This window comes from Paenochrobactrum pullorum (assembly GCF_041929845.1).
Taxonomy (GTDB): Bacteria; Pseudomonadota; Alphaproteobacteria; order Rhizobiales; family Rhizobiaceae; genus Paenochrobactrum; species Paenochrobactrum pullorum.
Genome location: NZ_JBHEEH010000030.1, coordinates 1 through 11662 on the forward strand (window position 1 = coordinate 1; position 11662 = coordinate 11662).

Genomic DNA, 11662 nt, shown 5'->3' on the forward strand with positions numbered 1-11662 from the left:
AGCACAACGTCGAACTGGCCTGCCTGCGCATCCTGAATGAGCGCCTGAATGCCGGGACGCAGGATCATACTTGCGCCGGAGATGCCAGCATCCTTGTAGGTTCCGACGATCTTCCACTTCTCGCGCTTCGCCTGCTCACGGCAGATGCGCAACTGATCCTCGATCGACGCCTCGCGCTGATTGTCGGAGGAATATCGGGCATAGAGCGCAACGCGGGTCATATCGTCAGTCCTTTCAAGCTCCGGGTTGGGGGAGGTATTCAATTCCGTTCAGGTTCGGAGGTCGTCTCGACGGTCTTGCCCGTGCGCTGCGCCGCTGACAGTAGCTCGTCATATTGGGCGGCCGACATCAGCACAAACTCGCGCCGGCCATGTCGCGTGATCTCTACCGGCTCACGGTGCGACTCGTTCAGATACTGTCCGAACTTGCGCTGAAATTCGAGGGAGGTTGTGGTTGGCATCGCAGACTCCAGGAGAATAGGTCTGCTTATATAGTACGTATTATACGTATAAATGCAAGGGAATTTGCAGGTCAGCTACGCAGGTGGCGTTGAGCTTTGCGCTCCGCTGCCAATTTGCGCTCGAACTGCTCGCGGGCGATCTGGCGACCAATCAGGCGAGCCAGCGACATCACGGCAGCGTCTTTGCGCGCAGGATCGTGCCGGTCCGTTTCTGGGCCGGTCGAGGGCGTAACCTCGATATTGACCCTGTTCCGCTTGACCGCCATCGTCTCCAATATCCCATGTTCGGAAAGGGGCTGGGGCAATGGAAGCGCGGAATGTCAGCGCAGGGAAGGTCTCGGGCACCGCTGTGCGGTGAATGGGATGCTGTGGCGTAGAAAACGGATAGGTCAGTTTCGGAGGAAGGGTGATTGCTGTCATTATTGGCTAGTAGCCCCAAGTGAGTTCGAATCCGCATGCTCCGCCAGTGCAGAGATATAGAAATACCGGGCCATGCGGGATAGCCATGAGAACGATATCCAAGCGCTAAGCGCCAAGATCAATGACCGTGGCAACGTTTGTATTTCTTGCCGCTTCCACATGGGCAGGCATCGTTTCTGCCGATCTTCCCCTTTGCCTTGGCTTGCTCAAAACGCCGCTTAACCAGACGAGCGCTGGCTTCGCGGATACGCTCCATCTCAGTTTCGTCCACGCCATTGAGTGTGACATGGGAAAGGCTGGCTCCGACGATGGAGTCGTTATAGGCATACTCCAGTTCGACAAGCAGGCGTTCTTGCTCGTCATTCGCGAGCAAGACGGCACGTGTGTGCAGGACAGCCTCGTCTTTCAGCCGAGGGGCCGCTGGCGACCAAGCGTAGATGGTGGCTGCCATGCCGCCATAGAGCGATAAAGGGCGCGCCCTTTTTAGATCCCGGTTCTCCTTCTTGGCCGTCGAGATGAACTCGGCAAGTTGATCGCGTACTTCGCCGGACGCATCGAGAAAGTAGGCGACGAGTTCGGATCGATGTGCCTGACCCTCAGTTTGAGCGAGCCATTCGACAATGCTTGCTAGTTCAGCGGGCATATTCTGTCGCGGCAGCTTGGCCTCGTCACCCTGATTTAGGGCGCGGAAATATTCATCGATGGGGGTCCGGAACCCGTCGAAGTTGACCCTTGTCAGCTTGTTGCTCCCCTTAAGCTCGCTAGCGTACTGGCTGTAGTTGTTCTGCTCGAGATAGAGCCCTAGGTGGTCCATTTCATCGAGAAGATCGACATCGTCAGAGCGGCCCGCGCGAACGCGCTGCTCGATAAAGTGAAGGAACACTAGTGGGTTCGTGAATATCTCAGCGTAGACGCGCAGGTCGTCTACGGAAACGGGCCATATTCCCCGCTTGCCCACGTCTATTCCGACCTTGGCCAGGTGCTGTGCACGGGCGGCAAGCTCTGTGAAGGCGTCAAGGGTCACGGTACAGACGGTAACGTGCCGAAAGTCACCCTTCCGAAGTCGACCGATCTCGTTGTGCTGGTCATCACCAATCGGAACGTCATCAGCGCTCTCAAGATAATCCACGAACCGGCTGCCCTGCCGGACCGGCGCTTCCAAAAGGTTCTTTAGCGATGCGAGATGAGCTGCGAGGTCGTTTGCGGGCGATGTGTAGGTAAAGGCACCGGCCTTCACTTCAATCACGATCAAGTGGTCGTCATAGATCACCAAACCGTCGGCTTCGTACCATTTTAGCGGCTCGTCATCCGCCTTCCAGTGATAGTAGACCGGCGAATATGTGGTGGCGCCAGGGAGTAGCCGAGTCAGGTATTTGAGGGGCAGCTCTTCCGACACGGCCTTCTGCCTGTCATTCCAGTATTTCGAGTAGGCTGGATCACGCGCAACGATAGCGCGGCGAAGCACTCGGTAGATGTTGTCGAACAGGCTGAACATGTCGAAGCAGTGAGCCTGTCCATCTAACTCGATGAACGGTCGGCGCATGACAGGCCATATGCGCAATGGCCAACCGGCAAAATCGCCGGGTGCAAAGAATTCCGTTTCTTCTCCCGGCTTCCAGGTCAGGTCTTCGACCAACGCCGCAGGCAAGGTTGTGTTCTTGGCAACGCTGAAGAGGTCCAGTCCAAAAATCTCGCCCATCACTTTGTCTCGGCGGTTGGCCAGTTCCTTGTCTTCAAAGAGCTGGTCACGGAGATCCTCGATGGTGGCGTCCGGCGCGGCAACTGCAGCTAGCTCCTCCAGCCGCTTCAGCGTTTCATCCTGGAACTTCGAGAACTCTTCAAACGCGTCGTGCAGTCCGCGCGTGAGTTTTGACAGAATGTTGCCGAGCTGAGCGACAAGCTCATGAACGTCGATGCCGTAAAGCTTGACCAGTTCGTCGGAGTGAGGTTCCAGCACGTCCAGCAAGGCTTGGCTCTCGTGCAAGTGATAGCGCTTGCCCCGGATGTTCATCCAAAGCGTCTCGGCGCGCATGCGGAACTCTTCCAGCTCCATATCGAGAGCCGGGTCCTGTGCCCGGCGATAGGCCGTAAGGCACGATTGATACTCGAGTGTCAGGCGTTGGAATAAGGTCCCAACGTCAGATCGGAGCTTGCCCCAGTCTTCTTCAGTGATCTGCTCGGCATAAGCGCCGGCAGGTGGAACAGCAGCGATCACGCTCTGTACGTAGTCGACCATACGCATGGCCATGAGTTGATCAGACTCGGAAACCTTCCCACCCAAGCCGATCATGGCGGCAGCAAACTCCCACCATCCGCGCTTCAGCAGCTCTTGCGGCGGCAGACGACAAACCTGTTCAGCGACAGAAGCTGCAAGCGCATCGATGTCAGCGACCAACTGGGGGTAGGAGTCGGCCATTCGTTTCTGGATTTCGGCGAATTGCTCAGGCGTGGCACGCGAGCGGCTAATGGTGGTCTTGCCGAACCTTGCAAGTTCGAACGGGCCTGCGACGAAATAGTCGTCAGGTCGTTGGGGCTTTCTGCCAGATTTTCTTCGCCTCGCCATAATCGTGCTGTCTCCCGCTTGTGTTAATCGCGAAGCATTCCGGCATCGCAATTTCCATTCTAGCGCGTTCAGCCGCAGCTAAAATAGTTCGCACACTGTTGATTGCCGCTGAGAACTGACCCGGAATTTCCACCGAGAACTGACCCGCCTTTTAATTATTGTTCGGGTTTTTATTCGCGGTCAAGTTTCGTGTTTTCCTTTGGTCGTTTTGTTTCTTGTGCGGAACTGTTTTTGAACCGAAAGCTATCATTTCCGGTTTCAAGGATGTGGCAGTGATGAGTGAGCCTGTCGAGCAATGCGGTCGTCATTTTGGCATCACCAAACACGCTTGCCCATTCACTGAAGCTGAGATTGGTGGTGATTATGACGCTCGTGCGCTCGTAAAGTTTGCTGAGCAGATGGAATAGAAGTGCGCCACCTGATGCGCTGAATGGCAGATATCCGAGTTCATCAAGAATGACGAGATCGGAATAAATGAGTCGGTTGGCGATCTGCCCCGATTTGCCCTGGATTTTTTCCTGTTCAAGTGCATTCACAAGTTCAACGGTTGAGAAGAACCGGACACGTTTGTGGTGGTGCTCGATCGCCTGTACTCCAATAGCGGTGGCGATATGAGTTTTACCCGTGCCGGGTCCACCAACCAGAACGATGTTGTTTGCATCATTGAGAAAGTCACAGCGATGCAGCTGCTGGACCAATGCCTCGTTTATCTCACTGCTATCGAAGACAAAGCCGTTCAGATCACGGTAGGCTGGAAAGCGTGCAGTTTTGAGCTGATAGGCAACTGATCTGACTTCACGCTCCGCCGTTTCGGCTTTTAGCAGCTGAGAAAGAACTGGAATAGCTGCCTCGAATGCTGGTGACCCTTGTTCGGTGAGTTCACCAACTGCTTGTGCCATGCCATGCATCTTTAATTGCCGCAGCATGATAACGATAGCACCACTCGCTGGATTATGACGCATGACGAGCCTCCGCCTTTCTCAAGGTGTCATAGCGTGCGACGTTGGCCTTGGGTTCATTGTTAAGGGTAAGTGCCTGCGGCGCATTAATCGGGGGTGGAATGAGAGATTTGCCGTCGACCAAACGGTGAAGCAAATTGAGGATATGGGTCTTTGTCGGCACTCCCGACTTCAGTGCCATATCGACTGCCATAAGTACGGCCTGTTCATCATGCTGTAAGACGAGGGAAAGGATATCGACCATTTCCCTATCGCCGCCCGGCTTCTTCAACAGATGAAACTGGAGTGTGCGAAACGCTTCAGGAAGCTCCGTGAAAGGAGCGCCATTGCGCAATGCACCGGGCTTTCGTTGAACGACCGACAAATAGTGCCGCCACTCATAGACAGTGTGACCTGGTGCTTCGTGAGAGCGATTGAAGATGCGTGAATGCTCGCAAATGATCTGCCCTTCGGCAGCGACCACGACAAGATCAGGATAGACACGCAGGCTTACTGGACGATTGGCAAAGGATGCTGGAACACTATAACGCGTACGATCAAAGTGAACGAGGCAGGTCGGTGATACGCGCTTGGTATATTCGACAAAGCCATCAAAAGGTCGGGAAACGGGCATGAGAGCCTGAGCTTCCTCCATCCAAAGATCGGCTATGCTGCCGCGCATTTTGCCATGCTGTGTCGTTGCCCAGAAAAACCTGCAACGTTCCTCCAGCCAGTCGTTCAATTCATTCAGTGAAGCAAATCGTGGAGCTGGTTGAAAGAACCGATGCCGAGAATCCTGAACATTCTTCTCAATCTGTCCCTTCTCCCAACCCGATGCAGGATTGCAGAAGTCTGGTTCAAACAAATAATGGCTGGCCATGGCTTGAAAGCGAATATTGACGTCCCGTTCTTTGCCTCGACCGACCTTATCGATGGCTGTACGCATATTGTCATAAATGCCACGCCGTGGAACGCCACCAAGCACACGGAATGCATGGTTGTGAGCGTCAAACAGCATCTCATGGGACTGTGTGAGATAAGCACGAATGATAAAAGCTCTGGAATAACTTAGCTTCGTATGGGCGACTTGAAGCTTTGTCCGTTCACTGCCGATAATTGCCCAGTCTTCTGACCAGTCGAATTGAAATGCTTCGCCAGGCTCAAAGCTCAAAGGGACAAACGTACCTCGACCCGATGTCTGGTTGTGCATATGAAGATCGGCCTTCCACTCGCGGGCAAAGGTGGCAACGCGACTGTATGATCCCTCATAGCCCAGAGCGACAAGGTCAGCGTGCATCTGCTTCACCGTGCGCTTTTGTTTGCGAGGTTTGCGATCTTCCGACTTTAACCACGTGGTCAGTCGGTCAGAAAATGGGTCGAGTTTGCTTGGCCTGTCCGGAACCTGAAATTTTGGTTCAACGCCATTGAGACGCAGATACTTGCGGATGGTGTTCCGCGATAGGCCCGTTCGTCGGGCAATCTCGCGGATCGATAGTTCGTCCCGGTAATGCCAGCGTCGGATAACACTCAATAATGCCATGACGATCACTCCATAGCCCTCGCTGAAAAACACACAAGGGAAAGTACAAACAAGGGTCAATTCTAAATGGAAATATCCGCCCCCCTTACCGCCGTTCGATGCGTTTTCAAATGGGTGGCGTCGATGATCAGTTGATCGGGCTTGCCCCCTTTTGCTGCCAATTCGGCAAATATCTGGTTGAATACGCTGCGGCGGCTCCAGCGGATGAAGCGGTTGTCGATCGTCTTGTGGGAATCGTATTCGCGGGGCGCGCCGCGCCACCCCAGCCCGTTCCGGATCACGATTATGATGCCACTGACGTTCCACCGGGCATCTACCCTCGGCACACCATATGACCGAGGGAAATGCTGCTCGGTCCGACGCATCTGCGCCTCCGACAGCCAGATCAAATCACTCATTGCAGCGCCTCTTCGCGTCACCAATGATCAGCCGTTCGGTCTCACCGCAAGAGTTTTAATAGACCCTGACCCTAGGATGGGGATCTGATCAAACAATTGTCTTTATTGAGTATTTTTATTTTTTTTTAGGTTTTGACAGTAGGGAGGCTTATTATCAGCGATCTTTTCTGGCTTTCAGATACTGCATGGCATGCAATCGAACCACATTTACTTAAGAACCACCTCGGAGCACGTCGTGTCGATGATCGGCATGTAATTTCTGGTATTTTGCATGTTCCCAAGGTCGGTTGTCGCTGGCGTGATGTTCCGGCCGAATATGGTCCTGCAAAAACCGTCTACAACCGATATCACCGCTGGGCACAACGGCGTACTTGGCATCGTATATTTGAGACGATGGCAGCCAGCGGTCCGGTTCCGCAGGAGCTTTCCATCGATAGCACACACGTCAAAGCGCACCGTTCGGCACAAGGCTCAAAAGGGGGGCATGGGCGCAAGCGATTGGCACGTCGCGCGGCGGAAGAACAAGCAAAATCCATTGCTTGGCCGATGATTGCGGCAGACCGGTTGCGTTCAGCTTAACACCGGGAAACATTGCCGACATAAAAATGGCAATTCCATTATTAGAGGTCGCTCGCCCAGCAAGCGCCTGTTAGCCGACAAGGCATAAGACGCTGATAGTCTTCGAAACTGGCTCAATAATGCACGCATCAAGGCTGTCATTCTCTCCTCGTTAGCACGAAAGAATCTCTATCCTTTAGATTGTAGCGCATATGAGCGTAGAAATGTCATCGAACGGCTTTTCTGCAGGCTCAAAAACTGGCGACGCATTGCAACGAGATATGATCGCCTCGCAATAAACTATCTCGCTGCAATCGCTCTTGTTTCTGTAGTCATCGCATGGGTGTAATTCAGTCCCCATCCTAGGGAAGGGCGTTTTTGTTTCATAAGAATGGTCGTTTTGTTCCAAATTAGCCAATCATCTTGCAGCATCGATTGCTGCTCTTTGAATATCTGTGGTACGTTTTATAAAAACTATGGATGACAATAAAGATTTGTTCTTCTCGATCATCTCAAAATTTTGGAAGGTTCTTCAATACCATCTACAGTATTACTGAAGATGGCAATCAATGAGTGCAAAAAATGTTGCTGGTTTGATGTTAGCTTAATTGCAGAATGGACTTAGTATATGAAAATAGCGACGCAGTCTCGACGAACTTTTCTTAAGCTTACTGGAGCATCTGCTCTCTATCTCGGTATCCCCAAGATTGCTTTTACTCAGCAAAACACCTTCCCCGCTGGATTTTTATGGGGTGCTGCCTCCGCCTCGGCGCAAGTGGAGAGCCGAAAGGGCCGGGGGAAAAGCAATTGGGACGTGTTCGTAGATGAGAAAGGTCACATCCGGGACGGATCGACCAACGCCATCAATACGGAATTTGAAAGCCGCTACAGCGAAGATTTCCAGCTGTTGTCACAGGCGGGGCTGAATGCTTTCCGCTTTTCCTTTGAATGGTCTCGTATCCAGCCTGACGGGCCGGGAGAACCCAATGCGGAAGGGCTGGCGACATACGATCGGATAATCGATGAAATGCTGGAACGCGGGATGGAGCCGCTTGGTACAATGTGCCATTGGGCAATGCCGGTTTGGGTGGGAGATTTCCGCGATCGCGATCTGGCTTGGCGTCTTGCCGACTATGCGGACATCCTGACACGCAAGTTCGGAGATCGAGTCGGCAAGTGGTTGGCGCTAAACGAGCCGAACTCGGTGGCTGCCGCAGGCTATGGACTCGGGATTCACGCACCCGGACTTGCATCCACCGCAGCTGTAGGCGCGGCGGTTCATCATCAGAATATTGCGCAAGGACTCATGATCTCCGCTGCACGCGCCAACCTGCCATCTGCTGCACGTGTGTCAACGACCATAAACCTTGTAATGGTACGCGCTTCGAGCGATAAGCCGGTAGATATCAAAGTAGCCGAATTTGCTGATGCTTTCTGGAACACAGCTTGGCTTGATCCTCTATTTGGAAGAGGTTACCCCGAACTGGTAAGGCATCTTGTTGATCCTTTCGTGAAGAACGGTGATATGGAGATTATTACGGTCAAGCCTGACTTTATCGGCATGAATAATTATTGCAGTTTATATGTCCATGCGGCAGAACAATCGCCATTGGGATTCCTGCCGGACCTGCAGTACATTCCCCCTGGGGCTATCCCGACGGAATTGTATCTTGTCGAGCCTAATGAGTTTAAGGAAATGCTGATCCGGGTGCACAAGAATTATGGCGAACCGGATATCTATGTGACCGAGACTGGCTTCGCTGTCGAGGATCCACAGCCGGTGGACGGGGTCGTGGATGACCCCAAGCGAAGCGAATATATCAAACTATACTTGCAGGCAGCTCAAGAGGCAGTAAAACAGGGAGTTAAGCTCAAGGGCATCTTCTACTGGTCTGCTACCGACAATTGGGAATGGGCAGAGGGATCGGCCAAGACATTCGGTCTTATTCAAGTGGATCGTGAAACACTGAAGCGAACTCCAAAGAAGAGCCTCAGCTACTATTCCCAGTGTATAAAAATTAATGGCGTCGCGTGAAGGTGGCAAATGCTTTGCTCCAGTGGCGAGTCAGTGCGCTACTGGATTGTGGCACTATATGGCGCATAAGCAACGCGTCAGTGCACGCAAGCGCCAGCAGACGCCAACCTCGGCAGTGCAGCACAAGGTGCAGTAATCCATTGGTGCTACAATGAAATTAATACAATTGGTCCACTATATTCCTCTCATTGTTCTCGGAATTCTGCCGATCATGAATCCGGTGAGCACCGTTCCGTTGTTTCTGGCACTAACGGGCGGGATGACCGAGGAGCACAAACTGAGGCAGGCAAGGATGGCCTGTTTCTACGCGTTTCTAATTCTTTCGGTATTCCTCTGCCTGGGGAACGTCATCATTTCCTTCTTCGGCATTTCCCTTGCCGGTATTAGAGTTGCGGGCGGCCTTATCATTCTTATGCTATCCTTCAGGATGCTGTTTCCGGCTGACATGACCCCGGTTACAAAAAGCGGTGTAGATAGCGTTAAAGAAGCAACGGTAGATTTTTCATTTTCGCCGCTTGCCATGCCTAGCATCTCAGGTCCAGGAACTATCGCCGTAGTGATGGGCTATGGATCGCAGATTCCAGACGAGCATAGCATTGCCGGTCACGCTATAGTTATAATGGGAATAGCGATAGCAATTCTGTTCGCCTATATGACACTTTTGTTCTCCGGGGTCATAGCGAAGTTTCTAGGCGAGCACGGTATCCAGGCGGTATCGAAGATAATGGGTTTTCTTCTTGCCTGCGTATCTGTTCAATTTCTAGCCTCTGGAATACATGAATTCATCATAAATCTTGGTACAACCATTCAGGCGAGAAGCAATTGAAGCTCATAAATTTTCTGGTCATTATACCTTTTCTATACGCTACAAGTTTGTCTTCCGCTACCGGCCAGTTAACCACTCCGGAAACCGGAGTGCTGTGCGATCAATATATCTGCGTCGATAAGAGCGGAGTATCCGTTGAACTCACAAGAAAACATATTGGCGACAACGCCGCCCAGGCGATCAAGTCGCAGGGAGAATTTGATGTTACGGAATTTACGTTTGCCAACGGCGTTTATTGCGATGTCAAGGTAAAGCTCTGTTATAAAAATCGTTATTTCGATGCAGAAGGCAAACGTAGTCCGGTCGAGCGTATAAGCACGGCTTGGTTGTTTGACTGACAGAACGGGAAATTCTGTTTGGATGCACTTGGTTGCGGATGAAAATATCGCGGAGCAATCATTGTGGGAGATCGTAGTTTTGGACTCAATTAAGATAAGATCGGTCATAAAAGCAGGATTGATGACAACGGGATTGCTCTTTTGTCAAACAGCTGTCGCCGCCGAAAAAGGAACCGGCTTCTATTTGCTAGGCACCAAAGGCCCACTGGCTGCCGTCCTGCCGAATCCGGGATGGTATCTGCAGAACGATACATATTACTATAATGCAGGTGCAGGTGGCTCGGAAAAGCTACCGGTAGCGGGAACAGTTGGTCTCGGCATTCGCGCCCATGCGATCATAGATATGCCGACCCTGTTGTGGTCGACTCCATATGAAATTGGCGGGGGAAGGCTCGCATTAGCGGTGACCGCCCCTTTCGGGCGTGAAAGCATTGATGCAGATTTTCTTTTTGGTCCTTTCTCCGGAGATGTCAAAGGAAGCAATACGGCAATTGGCGATCCGATATTCACGGCAATGCTGGGCTGGAATCAGGGAAACTGGCATTGGAGCGTAAACGGCATGCTCAATGTTCCGATTGGTGATTACGATCGGAACGCTCTGTCAAACATAGCCTTCCATCATTGGGGTGGAGATGTTTCGGTGGCCGCGACTTGGCTCAACCCCACGCTTGGGCTCGACGTTTCTGGCGTGTTGGGCTTTTCTTTCAACGGAAAAAACTCGGTAACGGAATATCGTACTGGGACGGAAATGCATATTGAAGGAGCGATCTCACAATATCTTTCGCCGCAATTCTCGATTGGTGTAATCGGATATTACTATCAGCAGATAAGTGATGACAGCGGGGCAGGCGCGCACCTGGGAGGTTTCAGAGGGCGTGTTGCTGCTTTGGGGGCTACCGCTAGCTACTCGTTTGAACTCGATAATACACCGGTCACGGCACGGGTGAAAGTATTCCGAGAATTTGCGGCCAAGAATCGGCTTGATGGTACTGGTGCTTATTTGACGCTCTCAGTCCCATTAGGTGGTAGATAGACCATTGCCAAAACGATCCAGACTGCCACCGAAGATCATGTCGGCATTCCCTAGTGCGATCAGTGCTAAACGATAGTGCCGCCATTGCGCATGCACCCATGACTCGGCTGGCGGCGACTTTAAGCTCCTCAAACAAGGGTGTGTAGCAAAGTTTTCAGTAGGTTAGATGCGTACTTATCTCTGAGTGCAATTATGCTGTGAGTTCCGCCACGATCTGAAATGGCGAGCGATTGTCGTTTGCAAATTGGTTTTTACGGATCATGTGGGCTACCTTGATGCCCGCGATGGTGGCTGAAGCAGAGTGGAAGGCTTTGAAACGCATCATAGGCTTGGTCATCCGCTTGATGAAGCGGTGATCATGCTCTTGTCGCGGAAATCCTAAATTTTGCGTCCGGGCCGACCGCCATTGAAATTGCAGATGTCATTTTCCAAAATTAGCTTCAGCAAATTGCCACATATAACTTCAGCAAGAGAGGTCTGGACTTGATGTGGTGGACGGCCTCCTGATCCGCTTTTGTGCGATAGTGTGGTTGTTTTTAAAAGCCACCAAGGA

10 protein-coding genes and 3 pseudogenes are annotated in these 11662 nt (G+C 52.1%); 5 read left to right on the forward strand and 8 right to left on the reverse strand.

The window, feature by feature from the left end:
* The 7 genes and pseudogenes from JNC77_RS17045 to JNC77_RS17075 form a co-directional block, all read right to left on the reverse strand.
* On the reverse strand, positions 1–221 hold a 221-nt coding region (locus JNC77_RS17045), incomplete at its 3' end, for a recombinase family protein (protein ID WP_374834677.1).
* A 38-nt stretch (positions 222–259) separates the two neighbouring features.
* Entirely contained in the window at positions 260–460 is a 201-nt protein-coding gene (locus tag JNC77_RS17050) for a type II toxin-antitoxin system prevent-host-death family antitoxin (protein ID WP_374834679.1), read from the reverse strand.
* A 71-nt stretch (positions 461–531) separates the two neighbouring features.
* Positions 532–726: a hypothetical protein gene (locus JNC77_RS17055; protein ID WP_374834681.1), complete on the reverse strand. Its 195-nt coding sequence runs from the start codon at positions 724–726 to the stop codon at positions 532–534.
* 272 nt (positions 727–998) lie between these two features.
* Entirely contained in the window at positions 999–3443 is a 2445-nt protein-coding gene (locus JNC77_RS17060; protein ID WP_374834683.1) for a YecA family protein, read from the reverse strand.
* A 170-nt stretch (positions 3444–3613) separates the two neighbouring features.
* Positions 3614–4405: an IS21-like element helper ATPase IstB gene (istB, locus tag JNC77_RS17065; RefSeq protein ID WP_374834685.1), complete on the reverse strand. Its 792-nt coding sequence runs from the start codon at positions 4403–4405 to the stop codon at positions 3614–3616.
* Complete coding sequence (istA, locus tag JNC77_RS17070; protein ID WP_157743400.1) at positions 4395–5921, reverse strand: IS21 family transposase; 1527 nt, start codon at positions 5919–5921, stop codon at positions 4395–4397. The genes istB and istA overlap by 11 nt, the downstream gene beginning before the upstream one ends.
* 89 nt (positions 5922–6010) lie before the next feature.
* Positions 6011–6319 (reverse strand): annotated as a pseudogene (locus JNC77_RS17075) (transposase); the annotation flags it as partial.
* 153 nt (positions 6320–6472) lie between these two features.
* On the opposite strand from JNC77_RS17075, the pseudogene JNC77_RS17080 reads away from it, so the two are divergent.
* The 5 genes and pseudogenes from JNC77_RS17080 to JNC77_RS17100 all read left to right on the forward strand — a co-directional run bounded on the left by JNC77_RS17080 (position 6473) and on the right by JNC77_RS17100 (position 11109).
* Positions 6473–7226, forward strand: a pseudogene (locus tag JNC77_RS17080) (IS5 family transposase).
* A 279-nt stretch (positions 7227–7505) separates the two neighbouring features.
* Entirely contained in the window at positions 7506–8912 is a 1407-nt protein-coding gene (locus JNC77_RS17085) for a glycoside hydrolase family 1 protein (RefSeq protein ID WP_374834687.1), read from the forward strand.
* Positions 8913–9063: 151 nt separating this feature from the next.
* Positions 9064–9738 (forward strand): MarC family NAAT transporter, encoded by a 675-nt coding sequence (locus tag JNC77_RS17090; RefSeq protein WP_374834689.1) that lies wholly within the window; start codon positions 9064–9066, stop codon positions 9736–9738.
* Positions 9735–10076, forward strand: coding sequence for a YcgJ family protein (locus tag JNC77_RS17095; RefSeq protein ID WP_374834691.1), 342 nt, complete (start codon positions 9735–9737; stop codon positions 10074–10076). Before JNC77_RS17090 ends, JNC77_RS17095 begins: the two co-directional genes overlap by 4 nt.
* Entirely contained in the window at positions 10069–11109 is a 1041-nt protein-coding gene (locus tag JNC77_RS17100; protein ID WP_374834693.1) for a SphA family protein, read from the forward strand. Before JNC77_RS17095 ends, JNC77_RS17100 begins: the two co-directional genes overlap by 8 nt.
* Before the next feature lie 190 nt (positions 11110–11299).
* On the opposite strand, the pseudogene JNC77_RS17105 reads toward JNC77_RS17100, so the two are convergent.
* Positions 11300–11473 (reverse strand): annotated as a pseudogene (locus JNC77_RS17105) (IS6 family transposase); the annotation flags it as partial.
* Between the last annotated feature and the right edge of the window lie 189 nt (positions 11474–11662).